We start from the raw sequence: 23606 nt of genomic DNA on the forward strand, positions 1-23606 counted from the left end.
GGCTCGGCCGGATCTGATGCCCCGTCAGCGGCAGGTTCGGATGTGCCGCCCGCGGCGGAGCCTGACTACGAAGGGCCCCGCCGCCGCGCGCGGCGTGAGCGGGCTGAGCGCCGGGCGGCGCGGGACCGCGCGGTGGCGATCGAAAATGCCCGCCGTGAAGCCAAGCGCAAGGTTGTCGGGCAGTCCGCGGACGCTCCGAAAGCAGTGCCCCGCAGCACTATTCGCGGCCTGAAGATCCTGCTGTGGTCAGCGCTGGCGAGTGTGGTCGCGGTGGCGCTGGGTCTGGTTCTGTACTTCACACCACTGATGTCGGCGCGCGATGTGGCGGTCAGCGGTGCGGTCGCGGTGCCTGCCGAGCAGGTGCTCGCCGCCGCCGCGGTGGCGCCGGGAACGCCGCTGTTACAGGTGAACACCGATGCCGTCGCCGAGCGGGTGGCCACGATTCGGCGGGTCGCCACGGCCCGGGTCCAGCGTGAATATCCCTCGACCTTGCGGATCACGGTCGTCGAGCGGGTGCCGGTCGTGGTCAAGGACTATCCGGACGGCCCGCATCTGTTCGACCGCGACGGCGTCGATTTCGCGACCGAGCCGCCACCGCCGACCCTGCCGTACCTCGATGCCGACAACCCCGGCCCGACCGACCCGGCGACCAAGGCCGCTCTCGAGGTGATGCTGGCGCTGCCGCCGGACGTCGTGGCCCAGGTCGGCCGGATCGCGGCCCCGTCGGTCGCGTCGATCGCGTTGACGCTCACCGACGGTCGGGTTGTGGTGTGGGGCACCAACGACCGGACCGACGAGAAGGCGCTGAAGCTGGCTGCGCTTTTGACCCAGCCCGGCCATACCTATGACGTGTCCAGCCCGGATCTGCCCACGGTCAAGTAGCCCGTCGGCGAGAACCGGAGAAATTGCCGCGCGGCGCGTCGGCGCGCCTGCCGCGATCACCGCCGTCGGCCCCCTACCGTTCTGTTTGCGCGGAACTACTTGACATAACTCTAAGCCTATGGTTGAGGTTGAGGGTTTGCAGGACGAGGGTTCGGCGGCCATGAACACCCGACCTGGGAGGAAGACGATCGATGACCCCCCCGCATAACTACCTAGCGGTAATCAAGGTGGTTGGTATCGGTGGCGGCGGTGTCAACGCCGTCAACCGGATGATCGAACAGGGCCTCAAAGGGGTCGAGTTCATCGCTATCAACACCGACGCACAGGCGCTCTTGATGAGCGACGCCGACGTCAAGCTCGACGTGGGCCGCGATTCCACCCGCGGCCTCGGCGCAGGTGCCGATCCCGAAGTGGGCCGCAAGGCCGCCGAGGACGCCAAGGATGACATCGAGGAGCTGCTGCGCGGCGCCGACATGGTGTTCGTCACGGCAGGCGAAGGCGGCGGCACCGGAACCGGTGGCGCACCCGTCGTCGCATCGATCGCGCGCAAGCTCGGCGCGCTCACCGTCGGTGTGGTGACGCGACCGTTCTCGTTCGAGGGCAAGCGGCGAAGCAACCAGGCCGAGAACGGAATCCAGGCGTTGCGCGAAAGCTGCGACACGCTCATCGTCATTCCCAACGACCGTCTGCTCCAGATGGGCGACGCCGCGGTGTCGTTGATGGACGCGTTCCGCAGTGCCGATGAGGTGCTGCTCAACGGTGTTCAGGGCATCACCGACCTGATCACCACACCCGGTCTGATCAACGTCGACTTCGCCGACGTCAAGGGTGTGATGAGCGGGGCGGGCACGGCGCTGATGGGTATCGGCTCGGCGCGCGGTGACGGCCGTGCCCTCAAGGCTGCCGAAATCGCGATCAACTCGCCGCTGCTGGAAGCCTCGATGGAAGGGGCCCAGGGCGTGCTGCTGTCGGTGGCCGGTGGCAGCGACCTGGGTCTGTTCGAGATCAACGAGGCCGCCTCACTGGTTCAGGACGCAGCGCATCCCGAGGCCAACATCATCTTCGGCACGGTGATCGACGATTCGCTCGGCGACGAGGTTCGGGTCACGGTGATCGCAGCCGGCTTCGACAGCGCCGGTCCGAGCCGAAAGCCGGTGGTCAGTCCGAGCGCGGCGCAGACCCAGCCGATCGCCTCGGGGCGCGCCGGCAAGGTGACCACCTCGCTGTTCGAACCGACGGACGCGGTGAGCGTGCCGGCACACACGAATGGCGCCACCGTGAGTGTGGGTGGCGACGGAGACGGCGGGATCGCCGACGACGATGTCGACGTGCCGCCCTTCATGCGGCACTGAGCCGGGCCCGGCGGGTTCGGATACTGGGAACGTGAGTGTTCGTATTCGACGGGTGACGACCACCCGTGCCGGCGGCGTCTCGGCCCCGCCCTTCGACTCGTTCAATCTGGGCGACCACGTGGGCGACGATCCGCGGGCGGTGGCGCAGAACCGGCGGCGATTGGCTGCCGCGGTGGGCGCCGATGCGCTGGTCTGGATGAATCAGGTGCACAGCGATCACGTCGTCATGGTGGACGGTCCGCGCGACACCGCGGTCGATAATGCCGACGCATTGGTGACGACGACGCCCCGTTTGGCATTGGCCGTGGTGACCGCCGATTGCGTGCCGGTATTAATGGGCGATGCCCGCGCCGGAGTCGTCGCGGCCGTCCATGCCGGGAGGGTGGGCGCGCAGAAGGGCATCGTGGTCAGGACCGTGGAGGCGATGCAGGCCGCCGGTGCGCACGTCGGGGATATCTCGGTGCTGCTCGGGCCGGCTGTCAGCGGTGCCAACTACGAGGTGCCCGAGCAGATGGCCGCCGAGGTGGAGGCCGTCCTGCCCGGATCGCGTACCACCACCTCACGCGGCACGCCCGGACTGGATCTCCGAGCCGGAATCGCCCGGCAGCTAACGGCTTTGGGCGTCACCGCGATCGACGTGGACCCGCGGTGCACGGTCGCCGACCGCGCGCTGTTCAGCCATCGCCGCGGTGCACCGACCGGGCGTCTGGCGAGTGTGGTGTGGATGGAGCAGCCCCGGTGAACAAACCGGAGAACGAGCCTGGAGTGAGGGCTAGATGAGCACCGTGCAGCGCGGGCGTGACGCCGATCGGACGGCCGAGTTGACCGCCGCGCTCGGTGCGGCGCGGGCACGTCTGGCTCGGGCCGCGGAATCGGTCGGGCGAAATGTCAATGAAATCGAATTGCTCCCCATTACGAAATACTTTCCGGCTACCGATGTCATTATTCTCAATCAATTAGGGTGCCTCGCATTTGGTGAATCCCGCGAACAAGAGGCAGCCGAAAAAGTGCGAACTGTTCACGCGGAATTACCGGACGTGCCGATTCGCTGGCACATGGTGGGGCGCATACAGCGCAAGAAGGCCCGCGCCGTCGCCGGCTGGGCGCACACCGCGCACTCGGTCGACAGCATGCGCCTGCTGACCGCGTTGGATCGGGCTGCGGGCGAAGCTTTGGGCACCGGCGCGCGGGCCCAGCCGCTGCGGGTCTACATCCAGATCAGTCTCGACGGGGACACCGAGCGGGGCGGGGTCGACGTGAATGCCTCCGATCTCGTCGACGAAATCTGTGGGTCAGCGAACACGGCCGAGGCGCTGGAGTTCGTCGGCCTGATGGGAATCCCGCCCCTGGAATGGGATCCAGACGACGCATTCGCCCGGCTGGCCGCCGAACGTGACCGCGTGCAACGCCACTACCAGCACCGCCTCGAACTGTCGGCGGGGATGTCCGGAGATCTCGAAAGCGCGGTCAAACACGGATCCACGTGTGTGCGTGTCGGTACCGCGCTCATGGGGCAACGCCCGCTAACGTCACCGGAAGTAGTCACACCAGTCACATCTTCATCACAGACACCACCACCCCCATCGTCAGCAGAAGGGTCGCCGAGATGAGCACACTGCACAAGGTCAAGGCCTACTTCGGCATGGCGCCGATGGAGGACTACGACGACGAGTACTACGAGGACGACGACCGCGGAGCTGCCCGCAGCTACGCCCGGCGGCCCCGTGAGGAGCGCTTCGAAGAAGACGGCTACGGCTATGAGGCCCCCGAGTACGACGAGGGCCCGGCCTACCGCGGCGGCTACCCGGGCGGCGGTTTCGCCGATGAGCAGCGGTTCGATGCCCGGATGCGCGGCCCCCGCGAATTCGACCGTCCCGCACCGCGTCTGGGTGCGCTGGCCGGATCCACCCGCGGCTCGCTGGCAATGGACCCGCGCCGGATGGCCGAGCTGTTCGAGGCGGGCAGCCCGCTGGCCAAGATCACCACGCTGCGACCCAAGGACTACAGCGAGGCCCGCACCATCGGAGAACGGTTCCGCGACGGCACCCCCGTGATCATGGACCTGGTCTCGATGGACAACGCCGACGCCAAGCGTCTGGTCGACTTCGCGGCCGGTCTGGCGTTCGCGCTGCGCGGCTCATTCGACAAGGTGGCCACCAAGGTGTTCCTGTTGTCGCCCGCTGACGTCGATGTCAGTGCCGAGCAGCGGCGCCGGATCGCCGAGGCCGGCTTCTACGCCTACCAGTAGGGCCCTGCACCAGGACGGCGACGCCGCCGCACGTACACCGCCGGGCATAACGTGCCCGGGTAGGCTGGCGGCGTCGCACTACCGGCTGACCACGTCATCTGTGTGAGATGTGTCCGGCCTACGGCGACCTGTATCCAATGTCACACAACCCTGTGCGTAGTGAGGTCGGCTCAGTTGTCGCTGTTCTTCGAAATTCTCGGTTTCGCGCTGTTCATCTTCTGGCTTCTGCTGATCGCGCGCGTCGTCGTCGAGTTCATCCGGTCCTTCAGCCGTGACTGGCATCCCAAGGGGCTGACCGTCGTCGTGCTCGAGCTCATCATGACCGTGACCGATCCGCCGGTGAAACTGCTTCGGCGGCTCATTCCCCAGCTCACGATAGGCGCCGTGCGCTTCGACCTGTCGATCATGGTGCTGCTGCTCGCGGCGTTCATCGGGATGCAATTGGCGTTCAGCGCGGCCATGTAGACCGTCGCCGCGAGCGGTGGACGAAGGCTCGATCTCACCGTTTGCCGAATGGTCCACAATTGCGTAAGAAGATTGAAATTCGTTCTTAAAAATAGGCCTCCACTGCAACCGCCGGGTCTGGTGTGACAGGATGGACTCCAGTTGCGATCAAGCAAGGCTTTACACTTTGACATCGGTTGACGGTCCAAGACTTCAAGGGGGCAGACAATGCCGCTCACACCAGCGGACGTCCATAACGTCGCGTTCAGCAAGCCGCCCATCGGCAAACGTGGCTACAACGAGGACGAGGTCGATGCCTTTCTCGATCTGGTTGAGAACGAGCTGACTCGGCTCATCGAGGAAAACGCCGATCTTCGGCAGCGCGTGTCCGAGCTCGATCAGGAACTGGCATCGGCACGGGCCGGCGGTGGCGCTTCGTCCACCCAGTCCATCCCGCTGTACGAGCCCGAGCCCGAGCCCACCCCGGCGCCCCAGCCGGTGTACGAGGCCCCGGCGCCGGCCGCCCCTGCCGCGCCGCCCAGCGAAGACACCGCCGTACGTGCCGCGCGGGTGCTCAGCCTGGCGCAGGACACCGCCGATCGTCTGACCTCGACGGCCAAGGCCGAGTCGGAGAAGTTGCTCTCGGATGCCCGGGCCCAGGCTGACGCCATGGTCAGCGATGCCCGCAAGACCGCCGAGACCACGGTCTCGGAGGCCCGGACCCGTGCCGACGCCATGCTGGCCGATGCCCAGACCCGCTCGGAGACCCAGCTGCGTCAGGCCCAGGAGAAGGCCGACGCCCTGCAGGCCGACGCCGAGCGTAAGCACTCCGAGATCATGGGCACGATCAACCAGCAGCGCACGGTCCTGGAAGGTCGCCTCGAGCAGCTCCGCACGTTTGAGCGTGAGTACCGGACCCGCCTGAAGACCTATCTGGAGTCTCAGCTGGAAGAGCTGGGCCAGCGCGGCTCGGCCGCACCGGTGGATTCCAGTGCCAACAACGACTCGGCTGGTGGTTTCAGCCAGTTCAACCGCGGCAACAACTGACCGGCACGGCTGACCTCCTCGCACTGTCGTGAACCGGCCCGGTCCCGGGCCACCACACTTAGGGTTGAACGATGTTGATCATTGCGCTCGTGCTTGCCGTCATCGGCCTGGCAGCGCTGGTGACCGCGGTCGTCACCAGCAATGAGGTGATCGCCTGGGTCTGTATCGGTGCCAGCGTGATCGGTGTGCTGCTGCTGATCGTCGACGCGTTGCGGGAACGCTCGCGCGGGACGAAGTCCGGCGACGGTGAGGACACCGTGGTGGCTTCCGACTCCGCGGCTGAGGCCGACGCGACCGCGACGACGGACACCTTCGACGCGGTGGATGAGCCGGTCGACTACCCCGACGAGTTGGTCGCCGAGCCTGAATCCGATGTCGCCGTGGAGTCCGACGCCGCGGATGTGGACGTCGAAGCCGACGACTCCGCCGAGCGCCACAAGAACTAGGCCTGTCCTGGGTCCGCGGTGGACTCGGCCAACAGGCGGCGCACCTCTTCGTCGCTGACCTGGTGGAAGTCCACGAATGCTTGGCCGACCGCTTCGAACGCGGCGGGGGTACTGGTGCACACCACCTCGTCGGCCTCGTCCTGTAGCTGACTGCTCAGCGTCGCCGGGCCGACCGGTACCGCCACCACCACGCGCTCGGCCGCCCGCACCGCGCGGACGGCGGCCAGCATCGTGGCGCCGGTGGCGATACCGTCATCGACCAGGATCACCGTTCTACCGGCGAGCTCAGGGGCGGCTCGGCCGCCGCGATAGGCCTGTTCGCGGCGCTCGATCTCGGCGGTTTCGCGCCGGATGGTCTCGGTGAGGGTGTCGTCGTCGATGCCGAGGCGGTTCACCAGGGCGTCGTTCAGTACCAGTCCGCCTCCCGAGGCCACCGCACCCATGGCGAGCTCCTGCCACTGCGGTACGCCCAGCTTGCGGACCACGAAGACGTCCAGCGGTGCATGCAGGTGGGAGGCGACTTCCGCGGCGATCGGGACCCCGCCGCGGGCCAGCCCCAGGACGAGCACGTCGGGCCGGTCCCGATAGGACACCAGTTGTTCGGCCAGGACCCGGCCCGCTTCGTGGCGGTCCTGGTAGATGCGATCTCTGCCGGTTCGCAGACTCCAGGCGTTCATAAACACTGTCGCCGGCACTCGGCGTTTTCTGCCGGCTCCTGCCAGCCTACGTCGACGGCTCGGCCCGGACCACCCGGTTCAGGAAGCCGCGGACCAGTGCGCTCAGACGGTCGGCCGCATCGTCGACGAATTCCTTTGTTTGCAAGCGTAATTCGTCATGGCTGCGTCCGGTTCCGGCCACCTCGCCGTCGCGGTCGTGGGTCAACCAGACTTCCAGCAGGTCCGAATCGAGCTCGGGGTGAAACTGCAGGGCCAGTGCCGTGCCCAGGACGAATGCCTGTGAGGCGTCGGGTGTGCGGGCGATCTCGGTGGCCCCGGGCGGCACGGTCCAGCGGTCGAAATGCCACTGGAACCATCGGCCGCCGGGGACCAGTTGCCCATCGCTGCTGGCCACGTCGTACCACCCGATCTCGGGCACGGGTGATCTGCTGACGCTTCCGCCGAGAGCCTGCGCGATGAGTTGGCCGCCGAAGCACACGCCGAGTACCCCGACCCCGGACTCCACCGCGCGGCGCACCATGGCCATCTCGGCTCCCACCCAGCTGTCGACCAGAGCCTGGTCGTAGACCGCCCAGCGGGCGCCCAGCGGAACGATCACGTCATAGTCCGTGGGGTCGGGGAAGGTCGCCGGACCGGCGGGATGGTCGGCCTGCCCAGGAGCGACGACGTCGAACGTCTCGATGTCGAATCCGCATCCGGTGAAGGCATCGGCCAGCATGGCCTCGGTGGCCGTGCAGTCGTTGCGGAGGAACAGAACCTTCGATGTCACACCGCCATTATTTCGGTATCTGCCGACGACGTCATTTCAGGTCCACTTTTTGGACCTTCAGGCCGATTCGGCGATCCGCGCAAGGCTCGGGTGCTCACCTGGCTCGGTAGCGTCGCGCGGGGCGGCCGGCACCGTACTGCAACCGCAGTTCCAGGGCCCCGGTGCCCAGGTAGTACTCCAGGTAACGCCGCGCACTGACCCGTGAAATGCCCACCAGCTCAGCGCATTCGGAGGCCGAAACCTCGCCTGCGTTGCGGACCGCCTCCATCACCACACGGCCGGTCTCGGCGCCCAGGCCCTTCGGCAGGGTGGCGGCCGGGCCGCCGAACAGGGCATCGATGGTCGATTGATCGGCACCGCCTTCGCCCGCCAGCGCCTCGGCGCGCGTGGCGAAGGTCACCAGCTTGGCCCGCAGTTGATCGAATTCGAAGGGTTTGACCAGGTAGTCGGCGGCCCCGCCGTCCAGCGCGCCGCGCACGGTGTCGAGTTCGCGCGCGGCGGTCACCATGATGACCCCGACTCGGTTGCCTTCGGCGCGCAACCGTCGGAGCACCTCCAACCCGGTCATGTCGGGTAGGTAGACGTCGAGCAGAATCAGGTCGGGTAGGTATCGGGCGGCGGCGGCGAGGGCCTCGGTTCCGTTGTGCGCCACCGACACCGTGCGGTAGTCGTCGACCCGGTCGACGAAGCGGCGATGTATCTCGGCCACCATGAAGTCGTCGTCGACGACGAGTACGTCACGCATTGAGCCGCACCACGAACAGGGCGCCGCCGCCGGGTGCGTCGCTGACTTCGACGTTGCCACCGTGCTGAGCGGTCACCAGGCGCACCAGGGCCAACCCGATGCCCCTGCCGCCGGGCACCTGAGCCTTGGAGGTGACGCCCCGAGAGAAAATCGATTCCCGAAGATGTTCGGGCACACCGGGTCCCGAATCGGAGACGGCCAAAGTCAACCCGGCCGAGTCGTCGATGCGGACGCTCACCCGGGCGTCCGCCGAGCCGACCGACACGTCGACGGCATTGTCGATCAGGTTGCCCAGCAATGTGATCACGTCTGTGGCCAGGGCCGGGGCGAGTGCGCTGAGATGGCTGTCGTCGGTCAGGGCGAGGGTGACCCCGCTCTCGGCGGCCAGTGATGTCTTGGCGATCAGCAGTGCGGCCACAGCGGGGTCGGAAACATGTTGGGTGACAGCCTCGTTGATCTCGGCTCGACGTCGGGTCAGGGTGCCCACCACGTCTCGCACCGCGTCGAATTCGCCCAGCTGCACCAGACCGGAGATGGTGTGCAGCTGATTGGAGAACTCGTGGGTCTGCGCCCGCAGTGTGTCGGTCACGCTGCGGTGGGAGGACAGTTGTGCCTGCAGGGCGGCCAGCTCGGTACTGTCGCGCATGGTGGTCACGGTACCGATGCTCCTGCCCTGGCTGCGGGCCGCGCGGCGATTGAGCGCCAGCACCCGGGTGCGGGTGGTGATCACCACGTCGGAGCCGTCGGCGCGATTTCCCCCACCGGACAACAGGAATGTCACCACCGCGGGTTCCAGGCCGACCTCGTCGGCCCGGTGTCCCACCGCGTCGGCGCCGATGCCCAGTAGATCGGATGCGCTGTCGTTGATCACCGTGATGAACCCCTCGTTGTTCACCGCCACCACACCCTCACGGATGCTGTGCAGCAGGGCTTCCCGGTGATCGGCCAGGCTGGCGAGCTCGGCGATGTCCAGCCCACGGGTGTGGCGGTTGATGCGACGCGACAGCAGCCATGACGCCAGCATCCCGAGCGCGGCGCCCAGCCCGAGATAGATCAGCAGCCGTTCGCCGGCGCCGCCCAACAACTCCCACACTGACGGGTAGCGCTCGCTGACCGAGACGATCGCCAGCACCGCACCGTCGGTCGCCAGGACGGGTACCTGGCCCACCAACCGATGCGTGCCTTCGACGTCGATGTCGCCGGACCAGGCGCGGCCTTCGTCGGCCAGGGTGGCGCGCAGGTCGAGGCGTTGTCCGACACGCGCGGGATCGGACGACACGCGCACAATCCCGGCCGGATCGGCGATCTCGGCCAGATCAGCGCCCGAGAGGGCCACCGCGCGGTCGACTTCGGGTGCGAGCACCTGCGCGGCGAACGGGTCGTCATAGCGGTCCCGGACGATCGGTGTGGAGGCCATGTTCTCGGCGACAGCGATCATCCGCTGACCGCGGACGTCCCGGAATTCCCGGGCCGATTGGGCGACCGACACCGCGGCCACCGCGATCAGGACCACCGCGACCACCAGCAGCTGGAACACCAGGAAGCGTCCGGCCAAGGTGTTGCCCGGCAACAACCGGGCCCGCGCGACCGGTGAACCCGCAGCCGGTGAACTCAACGTACAAAACTTCCTTTGCGTCCGAATGCGTGACCTGCGTCACGTCCGGGGTCCAGTATTGCTGAACATGAGGTTTCGACGTCTGGGCGCCGCGCTGATGGTGGCCGTAGTAGCAGTGATGGCGGTGACGGCCTGCGGTGTTACCCGCGGTGACCAATCCCGTGGCCTGCACCGGCTGCGCATGATGGTGCCCAACAGTCCCGGCGGGGGCTACGACCTGACGGCGCGTACCGCGGTGAAGGTCATGGAGGACACCGACATCACCGGGCGTATCGAGGTGTTCAACGTCATCGGGGCCGGCGGCACCGTGGCGATGGCGCGCCTGATGAACGAAAAAGGCAACGACGACCTCATGATGATGATGGGGCTCGGGGTGGTGGGAGCGGTGTACACCAACGGTTCCTCGGCGCGCGCTTCCGACGCGACGGCTCTGGCCAAGATGGTCGAAGAGCAGGAAGGCATTCTGGTGCCCGGGGATTCGCCATTCCGGACCATCGGCGATCTGGTCGCGGCGTGGAAGGCTGATCCGGCCAAGGTGACGATCGGCGGCGGGTCTTCACCCGGTGGGCCCGATCACCTGTTCCCGATGGAGACCGCGCGGGCGGTCGGAGTGGACCCGCGCAAGGTCAACTACATCACCTACGACGGCGGCGGCGACCTGCTGACGGCCCTGCTGGGCAAGAAGATCGCGGCGGGCACCACGGGGCTGGGCGAGTTCGTCGACCAGATCGAGGCCGGTCAGGTTCGGGTGCTGGCGGTATCGGGTGCCGAACGGGTCGAGGGGATCGATGCGCCCACCCTGACCGAGGCCGGGATCGACCTCACCTTCACCAACTGGCGCGGAATATTGGCGCCGCCAGGTATTTCCGGTGAGGCCAGGGACGCGATGGTGCGGGCACTGACCGATCTGCACGGCACCCAGCAGTGGCGCGACGCGCTGGTCAAGAACGGCTGGAGTGACGCGTTCAGCACCGGGGCGGACTTCGAACAGTTCCTTCGGGACCAGGACCGGCGCGTCTCGACGACGCTCAACGAATTGGGGCTGTTGTGAAGGTCGACAAGGCCCAGTATCTGGTGTGTGCGGTCCTGGCGGCCGTCGGCGGATTCCTGATCTATGACGCGCTCACCTTGACCAGCGGGTTCGCCAAGGTCGATCCCGTTGGGCCGCGGGCGTTTCCGCTGGGAATCGGGATCGTGCTCATGGTCCTCGCGCTCATCCTGGCGCTAGCCATCCCGCGCGGATCGGTGGGCGAGGCCGACGCCGGTGAGGACGTCGACCCGAACATGCCGGGGGACTGGCGCACGGTGGGCCTGCTGGTCGGGCTGTTCGTCCTGGTGATCGTTCTGGTCAAACCTCTGGGTTGGGCCATCACCGGTGCCCTGCTGTTCGCCGGTGCGGCAACGATTCTGGGCAACCGTCATTACCTCCGAAACCTCGTGATCGGCGCGGTGCTGTCGGTGGCGAGTTTCTATGCGTTCTACTCCGGGCTCGGAATCCCGCTGCCCGCAGGCATTCTGGACGGGATTCTGTAGATGAACAACTTCGAATGGTTGCTTCAGGGGTTCGCCGAGGCCGCAACCCCGATGAACCTGCTGTACGCCGTGATCGGTGTGTTGCTGGGCACCGCGGTAGGTGTGCTGCCGGGCATCGGCCCGGCCATGACCGTGGCGCTGCTGCTGCCGGTGACCTACAACGTCAGCCCGAGTGCGGCATTCATCATGTTCGCCGGCATCTTCTACGGCGGGATGTATGGCGGATCGACCACCTCGATCCTGCTGAACACCCCAGGTGAATCCTCGTCGGTGATCACCGCGATCGAGGGCAACAAGATGGCCAAAGCCGGCCGCGCCGCCCAGGCCCTGGCCACCGCCGCGATCGGCTCCTTCGTGGCGGGCGCGATCGGCACCGCACTACTGGCCGCGTTCGCGCCGCCGATATCCCGGTTCGCGGTGACCCTCGGCGCACCCTCCTACCTGGCGATCATGCTGTTCGCACTGGTCGCGGTCACCGCCGTGCTGGGTTCCTCCAAGCTGCGGGGCGCGATCTCGCTGTTCCTCGGACTGGCGATCGGCGTCGTCGGCATCGACTTCCTGACCGGTCAGCCGCGCGCCACGTTCGGCCTGCCCCAGTTGTCCGACGGTATCGACATCGTGGTGATCGCGGTGGCGATCTTCGCGCTCGGTGAGGCGCTGTGGGTGGCCGCACACCTGCGCCGCCGGCCGGCCGACGTGATCCCGGTAGGGCGGCCGTGGATGAGCCGGCAGGACTTCGGCCGGTCCTGGAAGCCGTGGCTGCGTGGCACCGCTTACGGATTCCCCTTCGGCGCGCTGCCGGCCGGCGGCGCCGAGCTGCCCACGTTCCTGTCCTACATCACCGAAAAACGGCTCTCGAAGCATCCCGAGGAGTTCGGCAAGGGGGCCATCGAGGGTGTGGCCGGCCCGGAGGCCGCCAACAACGCCTCGGCGGCGGGCACCCTGGTGCCGATGCTGTCGCTGGGCCTGCCCACCAATGCCACCGCGGCGGTGATGCTGACGGCGTTCGTCTCCTACGGAATTCAGCCCGGTCCAACCCTTTTCGAGAAGGAACCACTGCTGATCTGGACGCTGATCGCCAGCCTGTTCATCGGAAACTTCCTGCTTCTGGTGCTCAATCTGCCGCTCGCGCCGCTGTGGGCCAAGCTGCTGCGCACTCCGCGTCCGTACCTCTACGCGGGCATTCTGTTCTTCGCCACGCTGGGCGCCCTAGCGGTCAACGTGCAACCGCTGGATCTGGCCCTGCTGTTGGTCTTCGGGCTGCTGGGTCTGATGATGCGGCGGTTCGGATTGCCGGTGCTGCCCTTGATCATCGGGGTCATCCTGGGTCCACGCATCGAACGTCAGCTGCGTCAGAGCCTGCAACTCGGCGGCGGTGATTGGACGAGCCTGTTCACCGAACCTGTCGCGATCGTCACCTACGTGCTCATGGCGATCCTGTTGCTGATGCCGTTGGTGCTCAAGCTGATGCACCGCAGCGAGGAGACGTTGCTGATCGTCGAGGATGATGCTGATCAACAGGAGAAGGCGGCCCAGAGATGATAGTGATCGGCTACTCCGCCGACGTGTTCGGCGTGGCCGCGGTCGAACACGGTATCGCCGAGGCTGCCTTGCGAGGCACCAGCCTGCTGGTGATCAACGCGACCGCGGGTGACGCCTACGCGGATCCCCGGTTCGCCGGCTCCGGCCAGGTGCACGATGTCGAGGAGCGGCTGCGGGAGAGCGGTGTGCCGTTCGAGTTGCGTCAGCCGGTGGGCGTGGACGCGGCCACCGAGTTGCTCGACGCGATGGACGCCGACGACGCCGAGTTGCTGGTGATCGGCATCCGGCACCGCAGCCCCGTGGGCAAGCTGTTGCTGGGCAGCGTGTCGCAACAGCTGCTGCTGGAGTGCCCGAAACCGGTGCTGGCGGTCAAACCCGACCGTCACTAACACGTCCTGAACAGGGATTACCGTCCTCACAGGACGCTACGGTGCGCGGTGAGGATCAGTTTTCGTGCCGATAACGCCGCCGGAAAGATCCGACAACACCCTCACCACACCATGGGGGCATGGCGGACGGCGCGGGCTCGGGATCAACCCCGGACAAGACACACCGGACCGCGTGTTCGTACTGCGGCGTCGGGTGCGGTATCGAGGTCACTACCAGGGTTGACGACGGCCGCACGGTGATCGCCCGGGTCAGCGGCGACAAGCTGCACCCCACCAATTTCGGACGGCTGTGCACCAAGGGGGCGATGCACGCCGAGATGATGGCCGCTGACGACGACCGGCTCACGACCGCTTTGCTGCGCCCCACCCGCGGAGATGAACTGGTACCGGCACCGGTGGACGACGCGGTGGCCGAGGCGGGACGCCGGCTGCGGGCCATCATCGACGCGCACGGCCCCGACGCCGTGGCCCTGTATGTGTCGGGCCAGATGACGCTGGAGGCGCAGTACCTGGCCACCAAGCTGGCCAAGGGTTTCCTGCGCACCGTCCACATCGAATCGAATTCACGGTTGTGTATGGCGAGTGCGGGCACGGGTTTCAAACAGTCGCTCGGATCCGATGGTCCGCCAGGGTCCTACACCGACTTCGACCGGGCCGACCTGTTCTTCGTCACCGGCGCGAACATGGCCGACTGCCATCCGATCCTGTTCCTGCGCATGGCCGATCGGCTCAAGGCCGGCGCCAAGCTGATCGTGGTGGACCCCCGCCGCACCGCGACGGCCGAACGCGCCGATCTGTTCCTGCAGATCAAACCGGGAACCGACCTGGCGCTGCTCAACGGCCTGCTGCACCTGCTGCTCCAGACCGGTGCCATCGACCACGAGTTCATCGCCGAGCACACCACCGGCTGGGAGGCGATGCCGGACTTCCTGGCCGATTACCCGCCGGACCGGGTCGCCGAGATCACCGGAATCCCCGAAGCCGACATCCGCACTGCCGCAGCGATGATCGCCGAGGCGGGGGAGTGGATGAGCTGCTGGACCATGGGGCTCAACCAGAGCACCCACGGCACCTGGAACACCAACGCGATCTGCAACCTGCACCTGGCCACCGGCGCGATCTGCCGCCCGGGCAGCGGACCGATGTCGCTGACCGGCCAGCCCAATGCGATGGGCGGCCGGGAAATGGGTTATATGGGGCCGGGGCTGCCCGGTCAGCGGTCGGTCCTTGCCGCTGACGACCGGGCCTTCGTCGAGACCCGGTGGGGCCTCGAACCCGACACCATCCGCACCGAGGTTGGACCGGGCACCATCGGCATGTTCGAACAGATGGAACAGGGACACATCAAGGCCTGCTGGATCATCTGCACGAATCCGGTTGCCAGCGTGGCCAACCGGAAGACCGTGATCAACGGCTTGGAGGCCGCTGAGCTGGTCGTCGTCCAGGACGCCTACCGGTCCACGGCCACCAACCACTACGCCGACATCTTGCTGCCCGCGGCGCTGTGGGCGGAAGCCGAAGGCGTCATGGTCAATTCGGAGCGCAATCTGACCCTGTTGTCTCCGTCGGTCGCCCCGGCGGGGCAGGCCCGGCCGGACTGGCAGCTGATCTGCCAGGTCGCGACGCAGCTGGGATTCGCCGAGCACTTCGACTACCGGTCCGCCGAGGAGATCTTCGACGAAATCCGCGAATTCGCCAATCCGAAGACCGGATATGACCTGCGTGGCGCCGATTACGCGAGGCTGCGTGAAACTCCTTTGCAATGGCCGGTTCCGCCCGGCGACGGCCCCGGCGGTGCCGATGACCGTCACCCCATCCGTTACCTCAACGACGGAGTGAGTCAGGATCTGTTCGTCGACGCGGACGGACGCCGGCCCCGGCTGGCGTTCGCAACCCCGTCGCGGCGGGCCGTCTTCCACGCCCGGCCGCACATGGACGCCGCCGAACTGCCCGATGACGACTACCCGATGGTGCTCAACACTGGTCGGCTGCAACATCAATGGCACACCATGACCAAGACCGGCAAAGTGGGCAAGCTCAACAAACTCAATCCCGCGCCGTTCGTCGAAATCCATCCGATGGACGCACTCGAGCTCGACATCGTCGAGGGGCAGCAGGTCGAGTTGACGTCCCGGCGCGGGCGTGCCGTCTTGCCCGCCAAGGTGTCGGACCGGGTGCGGCCCGGCAACTGCTTCGCGCCGTTCCACTGGAACGACGAACACGGCGAGTACCTCACGGTCAACGCCGTGACCAACGACGCGGTCGACTCGGACTCGCTGCAGCCGGAGTTCAAGGTGTGCGCGGTCAGCCTGCGCCCGGTCCGATCGGTCGACGGCACGTCGGCACTTCATCCGCTCGCAGCCGAGGCGGGATTGGCTGCCGTAGCCAAGCCGATGCTGAGCCACGACGAAAAGATCTATCTGGCCGGCTTTTTCACCGGTCTGCCGGATGCACCCGTGGGCGTGCCGGTGCTCCCGGCTTCGGCGCCGCTCAGCGCCACGGTGCGCCTGTGGGTGGACGGGGTGCTCGCCGGACGCTACTCGCGGGACGGCGACAGTGAGCCGGGCCGGCGACCGGTACCGGGCGGGCCGATGGTGTTGTGGGCCTCGCAGACCGGTACCGCCGAGGAGTTCGCGGCCGGGCTGGCGGACCGCATCGACGGGGCCTCGTTGGTCAACATGGACGATCTCGCCTTGGCCGATCTGGCCGCCGCACGCGACGTCCTCGTTGTCACCAGTACGTTCGGTGACGGCGGGCCGCCGGACAACGGCGCCGATTTCTGGAACCGGCTACAGGGTCCGGACGCCCCACAGCTGCACGGCCTGCGCTACGCGGTTCTCGGCATCGGCGACAAGTCCTACGACAACTTCTGCGGGCACGCCAAATCGCTGGATCAGCGGCTGGCGGATCTGGGGGCGACCAAGCTGCTCGAGCGTGCCGACTGTGAGGCCTACGACGACGAGCCGATGCGGCGCTGGGCCGATGCGGTCACCACCGCGCTCACCGGTGCGACGCCCCTACCGGCGGCACTCGGCAGCGGCATCCGCACGGTCATTCCCACCGAGCCGGACGAATTCACCAGGGCCAAGCCGATTTTGGCTGTCCTGGGGCGCAACGAACGTTTGACGGCCCCGACTGCCGCCAAGGAGGTGCGTCAGTTCGGTTTCGACATCTCCGAGTACGAGGTGAGTTATTCGGTCGGTGACTCGCTGGGTGTCTATGCCTGCAACGATCCGGCGGTGGTGGACGCCTGGCTGGCGGCCACCGCCCTCTGTCCGGATTCGGTGATCGAGGTCGACGGGGTTGAGCAGTCGCTGCGTGACGCCCTCATCTCGTCGTACGACATCTGCCGGGTGACGCCGGACCTGTTGCGGTTTGTCTCGGACGCTTGCCCAGATCGCTCCGCCGCCAAGATCCTGCGCAATTCCGGTGAGCGGCGCGGCAATTGGCTGCGTAACCGCAACGGTCTCGACGTGGTGACGGAGTTCGCGGTGCGTGCCGAACCCGAGCAGTGGCAAGAGGTTCTGGTCCGGCTGACCCCGCGCAACTATTCGATCTCGTCAAGCCCGCTGGTCAGCCCGCACGAAGTCCAGACGACGGTGTCGGTGTTGCGATACCGAGGGCCGGGCGGCGCGCACCGGGGCGGGGTGTGTTCGACATTCCTCGCCGACCGGGCCGCGGCCGCGCCGGTGTTCCTGCAGCGCTCACCACATTTCCGCCCACCCGAGGACGCGGATACCCCGATGATCATGATCGGGCCGGGCACCGGCATCGCCCCGTTCCGGGGATTCCTGCAAGAGCGTCGCGCGCTGGGACACCGCGGCCGGAACTGGCTCTTTTTTGGCGACCAGCACCGCGACGAGAACTTCTACTACCGCGACGAGTTCGAGGAGATGGCTGCCGACGGGTTCCTGAGCCGGCTGGATCTGGCCTTCTCCCGAGATCAGGCCAACCGGGTGTACGTGCAGCACAAGATGATCGAGCGCGGCGCCGAGGTGTGGCGCTGGTTGGACGAGGGCGCCCACCTCTACGTCTGCGGTGACGCCGCCCGGATGGCCAAGGACGTGGACGCCACGCTGACCACAATCCTGCGGAGCCACGGCGGAATGTCCGACGACGCCGCCCGAGGTTACAAACGAGACCTGGTCGCCCAGAAGCGGTACGTACGCGACGTCTACTGACCCAGGTCGTTCCAGATGATCTTGGCCAACTCGTCTCGGTCGGCCACGCCCAGCTTGATGCAGGCCCGGTAGATGTGGCCTTCCACCGTGCGGACCGAGACGGTCAGACGTTCGGCGATGTCGCGGTTCGACAAGCCCTGGGCCACCAGGCCGGCCACTTCGCGTTCGCGACCGGTCACCGGCAGCGGCCGGGCGGCCGACCGGATTGCCGGAGTGGCCGCCCCGCCGCACTTGGACGCCAGTTGCAGCGCGTGCGCGGCGGATTCGGTGCTGTTGCGGCGGTGTCCGGCCTTGTCGTGCAGTGGCACCGCCTGGGCCGCGGAGTCGGCGGCCGACAACAGCAACCCGGCCTCCTCGAACGCGGTGGACATCTTGTCCAGTTCGTTCGCGTCGGCCGCGGCCACCGCGGCGGCGTGCCGCGCGTACAGCGCGGGCAGCGGGCCGCCGGCCCGGTCGACGAGCTCCTGCAGCCGACGCGTCACGCTGCGATCGCCGAACCGCGCCGCGCTGTGCAGGGCCTCGGCCTCGACCGCATATTGCCCCGACGAATGCGCCGCATCGGCGGCGGCGCGGGCCAGGTCGATTGCCGAGCGATGCCCGCCCTTGGCTGCGGCCACCCAGGCGTTGGCGACCATCCGGAGGGGTTCGTGGAGCGCCATGAACTCGCCAGAGTGTTCCTTGGCGTCCTCGAGCACGCGCTCGGCGTCGGCCGGGTCGCCCACTGCCGCGTAGGCGCGGGCCAGTAGCAGCCGGCCGGGCAGCTGCCAGGGCAGCGAGCTCTCCGCGTTGAGCGCGGCCAGGGCCTGCTCGATGGACCGGATGGCGTCGCGGAACCGACCGCTGTGGGTAGCGGCCACGCCGTCCATGATCCTGGCGATGGCCCAGCCGGCGAACTGGCCGGCCGAGGAGAACTCGGCGTACTCAGTGGCACGCTGCCGGGCCCGTTCGAGCTGACCGGTGTAGGCCAGAGCCAGCACCTCGCCGTAGAACACCATGATCCGGATCATGCCGTCGGTGGTCTTGCGCTGTGCCCGGCAGCGTGAGGCGATCGGCAGGAAATCCTCGCCTCGGCCCACCAGCGGCATCGACAGCCCCGCGGCGAATGCCGCGAAATCCACGGCCTGCCGCGGTGCCTCGGGGTTGGCCAGGACCCGCTCGGCGATCTGAAGGCCTTCGGCAATCTTGTTCTGATGCACCGCCATGCCGGCACCGGTCGCATCGACGACCAGTTTCAGGATGGGATGGGTGACCCGCTCCTGCAGGAGGGCGAGCACCTGACTGGCGCGCGTCACGTCGCCTTGGGACCAGAACAGGTTGGACACCCGCGGAATGCCCCATTGCACGAGTTCCATCTCATCGAGATCGGCGGGTGAGAACTGTTCGAGGATGCTGTCAGCCTGGGCCGGATGTCCCTGCCACAACAACGCGCGCGACAGTAGCGCGGCCGCGCTGAGTCCGCCGCCGTGATCGAAGGCCGCGCGGGCCAACTTCTCCCCGAGCGGAAGGTTGGACAGGAACACCGCATCCTTCGCGGCGGTGATCAGCAGTTCGATGTCGGTGCCCTGGTCGCTCTCGATCGCCAACTCGGCCAACTTGATTCGGCTGGCGGGCGAGTCGAGGTTGCGTTCGTGCAAGATCTTGGCGATGCGGCCCCGCAGCTTGCGGGCCGACGCGGTGCCGACCCTGCGGCGCACTGCCTCGCCGAACAGCGGGTGGCTGAAGCGGACGTTGGTCTGACCGTCGTCGGCGACGATTCGGATCAGGCCGCGCATCTCGGCGGCGTCCACCGCGTCCTCGCCCGCCAGTTCGGCCAGCGCGTCGATGTCGAGTGGTTCGCACAGCGACAGCAGTTTCAGTGCGTTCAGGACGTCTTCACCCGCGTGGGCCAGCCGTTCGTCGAGCAGTTCGATCAGGCCGGAGGGGATGACGGTGGGGCCGCGAAACTGCCACACCCCGTTGACCTTTGTCAGCGTGCCGGCGTCGACCGCGCCCTCGACCATGTTGCGCAGGAACAGGGGATTGCCACCGGAGGTCTCCCACATCACGTCGGCGCTGAGGCCCTCCAGCGTCCCTCCCAGCACGGTTTCGATGAGTGCGATGCTCTGTTGTTTGGTGAACGGATTGAGTTCGAAGCGCTCGAGGTAACCGTCCTTCCACAGTGAGGTGACGGCATCGGGAACCGGCTCGCCGCTGCGGACGGTGGCCACCAGGTGACCGGAGCGCTCCACTGCGATCTGGTGCAGCAGTGTTGCCGAGAGTTGGTCCAGCAAATGGGCGTCGTCGATCCCGACGATGGTGTCGCCCTCGGCCACCAGCGATTCGCGTGCCGACCCGATGAGGGCGATGGGATCGCGGGATCCCGACGAGGACACCCAGTGGGCGAACGCGCCGAGCGGGATGCTGCGCGACGACTCGGTGCACGCGGCCCAGTGCACCTTCCGGTTCAACGACGCCGTCACGGTGCGCGCCAAGGTGGTCTTACCGACCCCCGCGGCTCCGACGAGAACAACTCCGCAGCTGTCCGTCCCGCTGAGGGCGGCCCGAATGGCCTCGTGCTCGGCGGGCCGGTCCAAAAGCTGCCACTGACCAGGCATGAATCCTGAGTCTAGGGGCATGGGGCCGCCAACGCTGCCGAACAAGGCGTCGACGGGGCGGTGTTTGTCGGCGGTGGCGGCGAATGTTCTTCCCATTGCAAGTATTTCCCTGTCCGCCGGCGTCAATCCGGAAGCTCGGAGATATCGGCGGGCTCGCGCCGCTCGATGCGGTTCACCTGGTGCCGGAAGTCGCTCGACGCTTCATACACCTTGAGCTTCAGCCGGTTGATGGACCCCAGCGGGCGGTGGGCTTGCAGGCCGCGCCACGAGTTGAAGGACAACACATCGTCGCCGTATGCGCGGCGCAGGGCGCTGTACGGGTTCTGCTGGGGGAAAACGACTTTGGCGACCGGCAGATAGGGCGACTTCCAGGGTTTCGTGGCATCCTCGATCGGCATGGTCTGCTCGTCGAGGCACAGTTGGACGCTGAATGTGTATTCCGCGGAATGCTTTCCGAAGAACTCCATGATGAGATCGCGGTGCTCGTCCTGCCCGGGATTGCGCGGAAGGGTCTGATCGGCGAGTGCTTTCACCTCTGGTGAGGTGGGTTCGTACTTGAACCGGGCCACATGATCGCCATAGCGGATCGGGGCGGAGGAGAAGAACGTCTCGCCCAGGATGGGGCGGTTGGGGGCGACGAACACCGCCAGATTCGGCGGTATCGGCAGGCCGATCTTCTTGAGCGCGCCGAGCAGCTCGCTGCCTACCCACAGTGCGCTGTCGGACAACCTGGCCAGCAGGGTGGCGCTGAGCATGCCGAGGGTGCGGTACGCGTGGGCGTCGGCGAACAGGAATTCTTCGTGGGTGACCAGGACGAAGTCCTGCGTCACGTTGGATTCGTCGCCCGGGTCCGTCATGGCCCGGGCACCGTGCACGCCGATGGCCTTGATGCCGAGTCCGCGTACTCCGCGGTTCCGGTCGCTGCGCAGTACGCCGGAGGTGGTCGAGATGCGGGCGATCACCGGGAAGCTGCGTGCTTCGGCGAACATTCCCTGGGCCAGCACCTCGGGTAGGTCCGGGTTGACGATGAGCTCGCCGCGCAGGATGGCATGGCTCTTGGCGTGTGCATCGCGCAGGCCGTGCTTGAACTTCTTGTAGGCACGTTCGTTGTTCTTGCGCAGTGCTTTGACGATCTTCTCTATGTCCTTGGCTTCACTGGCCTTCGGTTGTTCGAGATCGTCGCGGTAGCGGACCGGATCGAGGCTTTCGGCCACGCGACGTACATCGGCGGAGGTCATGGCTGCGGTCATACGGATGCCTTTCTGGTGGGGGACACCGGGTTCCATGGAGCGAAGGGGTTGGCCACCCCGGTCAGGGCCGGGGACAGTCGGGGAAAGTGCCGTAGCAGTACCGATCGCATGTCGTTGTCGCGCACCCACTTCATGCCGGCAACGGTGTACGTCTCCTCCCGGAAGTCGGCGGTGAAGAAGCGGTCACTCTCCAGCCTGCGGGTCGCCATCAGGATGAACACCCGAAACGCGGTGTCGCTGAAGCCGAATCCGGGCGGTTTGGGTTCGGCGTAGAGGCCGATCATCAGGTCGACGAGGTCTATGTCGTCGTCGTAGATCTCACGAAGTTCGGCCGCCAGCACCGTCTCGCCGGTCAGCTCCTCGAACGTCTTGACCGGCTTGAGCCGGAACAATTCCCGGAATTGGTTGTAGCGCGGCACACCTCGCTCCCGGGAGCGGATCAGGTCGATGGTCGCCAGGTCGATCAGGGTGCCGTCGACGCGGTGCATGTGCTGCAAATGTCGCGGGAAGTTGTGCAGCGACAACGCGCCGGGGTGAGCCCGACCGAAGGAGTAGAACAGGTCTGCCATCGGGCTTTCTGCCAGCCTGGCGCGCACGTTGAGCACCGACAGCTCAGGAAGCTCGTGCTGGGCGGTGACGTGGTCGTCGGCCAGTGAGCGGAAGGTGAACTCGTCGGGGATCAGCGGGTGCATCCGGTATACGGCGACGAACTCCTCGGTCAACGAGTACGGCACACCGTGGTGTGTGGTCGGTGAGCCGGGGATGCCGTGCAGCAGGGGGCTGGTACTGATCCGGCCGAAGCGCTGCCGAAGCTGGGGGCCCAGGCGCTCGCCGAGGAGCCCGAACCAGTTGACGCGCATGGCCGTAACCGTCGTGGGGTGCGCGATGATCGCCGGTGTCCAGTCCACGGTGTGGATCTTGGCCATCAGCGCGGAATTGACCAGGCGGGCCTTGTCGTAGAGCTGCTGGCCGGTCAAGTAGGGATATTCTCCGGCCAGGTGGTCGCAGATCGCGTTGTGCTCGCGCATGAACAGTGAGTGCAGCAGGGCCAGACCCAGCCAGAAATTTCCGGCCGTGCCGGACAGGTCCGCGGTCGCCTCGACCTCCGGAGGCGGCAGCCCCGCGTCGTCGATGCGCAGCTTGCCGTGCTCGGGGGCGCGCAGTGCGGTGGCGAATGCCGGTGTGGTCCCGTAGATCTGGGACGCATCCCACCAGTGTGACTCCTGTGTGACGTAGCTGGGCGGGCCGGCCCGGCCGGGGCGGGGATCCGGCGGGGTGCGCTCGACCCGCATCGGGCGCTGGGGCCACGGGTCGTCGTCGGGAAGCGGCACCACCCAGGGCCGGGACGGCACCGAGCCGTGGGCGAACCAGTCGTGCACCTCGAACTGAATCCAGGCCGCGGCCAGCAGATTGAGTGTCGTCGCGGGCTGAAAAGTATCGCGGGTCAGCAGGGTACGGCTGATCAGCCGTGGATTCGGATCGAGCAGCCGCTGGGCGGATTCCGGGTATGAGTGTTCGGGTGGGACATTGCGGCCGAAGCGGCAACCCACCGCACCCATCGTCGGGTCGGCCAGGTCGTTGTAGGAGCCGTCCCGCGTCCGGGCACCCAGATAGTTGCCGATATCGACCGGCCCGGCCGGGGTTACCGGGGCAGGTTCGGCGGCATACAGATTCGACGTGCGCAGCTGGTGGCGAAGCCCGGCCAGTACCGCGAGGCCGATGATCTTGGGAAGGCGTGGCCAGCCCACCGCTTGGTCGACCCACTGGGCGAACCAGGCCCCCAGCGTGACCGTCACCGACCGGGACCGCGACCAGGCCGTGGCGATGATCGCTGGAGCCTGTCGCGCCGTGGTCACCATCCGTTGTTTCCCTCCGCGGAGAATGCGGTGCCG

At 67.1% G+C, this 23606-nt stretch carries 20 protein-coding genes; 13 read left to right on the forward strand and 7 right to left on the reverse strand.

The window, feature by feature from the left end; genetic code table 11:
• Positions 1 to 42: 42 nt before the first annotated feature.
• The 8 genes from K6L26_RS13645 to K6L26_RS13680 all read left to right on the forward strand — a co-directional run bounded on the left by K6L26_RS13645 (position 43) and on the right by K6L26_RS13680 (position 6419).
• Entirely contained in the window at positions 43 to 882 is an 840-nt protein-coding gene (locus K6L26_RS13645; protein WP_230983558.1) for a cell division protein FtsQ/DivIB, read from the forward strand.
• A gap of 191 nt (positions 883 to 1073) precedes the next feature.
• On the forward strand, positions 1074 to 2234 hold the full coding sequence (gene ftsZ / locus K6L26_RS13650) for a cell division protein FtsZ (RefSeq protein ID WP_036393955.1): 1161 nt from the start codon (positions 1074 to 1076) through the stop codon (positions 2232 to 2234).
• Between the two features lie 31 nt (positions 2235 to 2265).
• Positions 2266 to 2976, forward strand: coding sequence for a peptidoglycan editing factor PgeF (pgeF, locus tag K6L26_RS13655; protein WP_076111650.1), 711 nt, complete (start codon positions 2266 to 2268; stop codon positions 2974 to 2976).
• Positions 2977 to 3010: 34 nt separating this feature from the next.
• Complete coding sequence (locus tag K6L26_RS13660) at positions 3011 to 3844, forward strand: YggS family pyridoxal phosphate-dependent enzyme (RefSeq protein WP_221853257.1); 834 nt, start codon at positions 3011 to 3013, stop codon at positions 3842 to 3844.
• Complete coding sequence (locus K6L26_RS13665) at positions 3841 to 4482, forward strand: cell division protein SepF (RefSeq protein WP_036393961.1); 642 nt, start codon at positions 3841 to 3843, stop codon at positions 4480 to 4482. The genes K6L26_RS13660 and K6L26_RS13665 overlap by 4 nt, the downstream gene beginning before the upstream one ends.
• A gap of 174 nt (positions 4483 to 4656) precedes the next feature.
• Positions 4657 to 4947 carry a YggT family protein gene (locus tag K6L26_RS13670; RefSeq protein ID WP_019344110.1) on the forward strand — a complete coding sequence of 97 codons (291 nt, stop codon included), beginning with the start codon at positions 4657 to 4659 and terminating at the stop codon, positions 4945 to 4947.
• 207 nt (positions 4948 to 5154) lie between these two features.
• A complete protein-coding gene (gene wag31, locus K6L26_RS13675) occupies positions 5155 to 5973 on the forward strand; it encodes a DivIVA-like cell division protein Wag31 (RefSeq protein WP_019344109.1) in 819 nt (272 codons plus the stop codon).
• 71 nt (positions 5974 to 6044) lie between these two features.
• Complete coding sequence (locus K6L26_RS13680) at positions 6045 to 6419, forward strand: hypothetical protein (protein WP_221853258.1); 375 nt, start codon at positions 6045 to 6047, stop codon at positions 6417 to 6419.
• On the opposite strand, the gene K6L26_RS13685 is transcribed toward K6L26_RS13680, so the two are convergent.
• From K6L26_RS13685 to K6L26_RS13700, 4 genes are all read right to left on the reverse strand, one after another.
• Positions 6416 to 7096, reverse strand: a complete 681-nt coding sequence (locus K6L26_RS13685) for a phosphoribosyltransferase (RefSeq protein WP_221853259.1) — start codon at positions 7094 to 7096, stop codon at positions 6416 to 6418. The two genes, K6L26_RS13680 and K6L26_RS13685, sit on opposite strands and share 4 nt — an antisense overlap.
• A 46-nt stretch (positions 7097 to 7142) precedes the next feature.
• Positions 7143 to 7865 carry a type 1 glutamine amidotransferase gene (locus tag K6L26_RS13690; RefSeq protein ID WP_221853260.1) on the reverse strand — a complete coding sequence of 241 codons (723 nt, stop codon included), beginning with the start codon at positions 7863 to 7865 and terminating at the stop codon, positions 7143 to 7145.
• A 94-nt stretch (positions 7866 to 7959) separates the two neighbouring features.
• Complete coding sequence (locus K6L26_RS13695) at positions 7960 to 8610, reverse strand: response regulator (RefSeq protein WP_019344105.1); 651 nt, start codon at positions 8608 to 8610, stop codon at positions 7960 to 7962.
• The gene (locus K6L26_RS13700) at positions 8603 to 10225 is read right to left on the reverse strand and encodes a sensor histidine kinase (protein WP_076211659.1); all 1623 of its coding nucleotides are present in this window, start codon (positions 10223 to 10225) and stop codon (positions 8603 to 8605) included. The genes K6L26_RS13695 and K6L26_RS13700 overlap by 8 nt, the downstream gene beginning before the upstream one ends.
• A 67-nt stretch (positions 10226 to 10292) precedes the next feature.
• Between K6L26_RS13700 and K6L26_RS13705 the strand changes: the two genes are divergently transcribed.
• From K6L26_RS13705 to K6L26_RS13725, 5 genes are all read left to right on the forward strand, one after another.
• Complete coding sequence (locus K6L26_RS13705; protein WP_043368032.1) at positions 10293 to 11276, forward strand: Bug family tripartite tricarboxylate transporter substrate binding protein; 984 nt, start codon at positions 10293 to 10295, stop codon at positions 11274 to 11276.
• On the forward strand, positions 11273 to 11758 hold the full coding sequence (locus K6L26_RS13710; protein WP_019344102.1) for a tripartite tricarboxylate transporter TctB family protein: 486 nt from the start codon (positions 11273 to 11275) through the stop codon (positions 11756 to 11758). The genes K6L26_RS13705 and K6L26_RS13710 overlap by 4 nt, the downstream gene beginning before the upstream one ends.
• The gene (locus K6L26_RS13715; RefSeq protein ID WP_036393971.1) at positions 11759 to 13300 is read left to right on the forward strand and encodes a tripartite tricarboxylate transporter permease; all 1542 of its coding nucleotides are present in this window, start codon (positions 11759 to 11761) and stop codon (positions 13298 to 13300) included.
• Positions 13297 to 13689, forward strand: coding sequence for a universal stress protein (locus K6L26_RS13720; RefSeq protein ID WP_064897381.1), 393 nt, complete (start codon positions 13297 to 13299; stop codon positions 13687 to 13689). The genes K6L26_RS13715 and K6L26_RS13720 overlap by 4 nt, the downstream gene beginning before the upstream one ends.
• Positions 13690 to 13808: 119 nt before the next feature.
• The gene (locus tag K6L26_RS13725; RefSeq protein WP_221853261.1) at positions 13809 to 17870 is read left to right on the forward strand and encodes a bifunctional nitrate reductase/sulfite reductase flavoprotein subunit alpha; all 4062 of its coding nucleotides are present in this window, start codon (positions 13809 to 13811) and stop codon (positions 17868 to 17870) included.
• Here the strand turns inward: K6L26_RS13725 and K6L26_RS13730 are convergent.
• From K6L26_RS13730 to K6L26_RS13740, 3 genes are all read right to left on the reverse strand, one after another.
• Positions 17864 to 20464: a LuxR C-terminal-related transcriptional regulator gene (locus K6L26_RS13730; protein WP_221853262.1), complete on the reverse strand. Its 2601-nt coding sequence runs from the start codon at positions 20462 to 20464 to the stop codon at positions 17864 to 17866. The two genes, K6L26_RS13725 and K6L26_RS13730, sit on opposite strands and share 7 nt — an antisense overlap.
• A 122-nt stretch (positions 20465 to 20586) precedes the next feature.
• Positions 20587 to 21702, reverse strand: coding sequence for a catalase family protein (locus K6L26_RS13735; protein ID WP_064897425.1), 1116 nt, complete (start codon positions 21700 to 21702; stop codon positions 20587 to 20589).
• An 8-nt stretch (positions 21703 to 21710) separates the two neighbouring features.
• Positions 21711 to 23573: a peroxidase family protein gene (locus K6L26_RS13740; RefSeq protein ID WP_221853263.1), complete on the reverse strand. Its 1863-nt coding sequence runs from the start codon at positions 23571 to 23573 to the stop codon at positions 21711 to 21713.
• Between the last annotated feature and the right edge of the window lie 33 nt (positions 23574 to 23606).

Source organism: Mycobacterium farcinogenes (assembly GCF_019739075.1).
GTDB classification, from domain to species: Bacteria; Actinomycetota; Actinomycetes; order Mycobacteriales; family Mycobacteriaceae; genus Mycobacterium; species Mycobacterium senegalense.

Bases quoted from the DNA above. Each gene is read 5' to 3' on its own strand.
- ftsZ (WP_036393955.1), top strand. From the start codon at position 1,074: ATGACCCCCCCGCATAACTACCTAGCGGTAATCAAGGTGGTTGGTATC.
- K6L26_RS13660 (WP_221853257.1), top strand. From the start codon at position 3,011: ATGAGCACCGTGCAGCGCGGGCGTGACGCCGATCGGACGGCCGAGTTG.
- K6L26_RS13665 (WP_036393961.1), top strand. From the start codon at position 3,841: ATGAGCACACTGCACAAGGTCAAGGCCTACTTCGGCATGGCGCCGATG.
- wag31 (WP_019344109.1), top strand. From the start codon at position 5,155: ATGCCGCTCACACCAGCGGACGTCCATAACGTCGCGTTCAGCAAGCCG.
- K6L26_RS13680 (WP_221853258.1), top strand. From the start codon at position 6,045: ATGTTGATCATTGCGCTCGTGCTTGCCGTCATCGGCCTGGCAGCGCTG.
- K6L26_RS13685 (WP_221853259.1), bottom strand. From the start codon at position 7,096: ATGAACGCCTGGAGTCTGCGAACCGGCAGAGATCGCATCTACCAGGAC.
- K6L26_RS13695 (WP_019344105.1), bottom strand. From the start codon at position 8,610: ATGCGTGACGTACTCGTCGTCGACGACGACTTCATGGTGGCCGAGATA.
- K6L26_RS13705 (WP_043368032.1), top strand. From the start codon at position 10,293: ATGAGGTTTCGACGTCTGGGCGCCGCGCTGATGGTGGCCGTAGTAGCA.
- K6L26_RS13715 (WP_036393971.1), top strand. From the start codon at position 11,759: ATGAACAACTTCGAATGGTTGCTTCAGGGGTTCGCCGAGGCCGCAACC.
- K6L26_RS13720 (WP_064897381.1), top strand. From the start codon at position 13,297: ATGATAGTGATCGGCTACTCCGCCGACGTGTTCGGCGTGGCCGCGGTC.
- K6L26_RS13725 (WP_221853261.1), top strand. From the start codon at position 13,809: ATGGCGGACGGCGCGGGCTCGGGATCAACCCCGGACAAGACACACCGG.
- K6L26_RS13730 (WP_221853262.1), bottom strand. From the start codon at position 20,464: ATGCCTGGTCAGTGGCAGCTTTTGGACCGGCCCGCCGAGCACGAGGCC.
- K6L26_RS13735 (WP_064897425.1), bottom strand. From the start codon at position 21,702: ATGACCTCCGCCGATGTACGTCGCGTGGCCGAAAGCCTCGATCCGGTC.
- K6L26_RS13740 (WP_221853263.1), bottom strand. From the start codon at position 23,573: ATGGTGACCACGGCGCGACAGGCTCCAGCGATCATCGCCACGGCCTGG.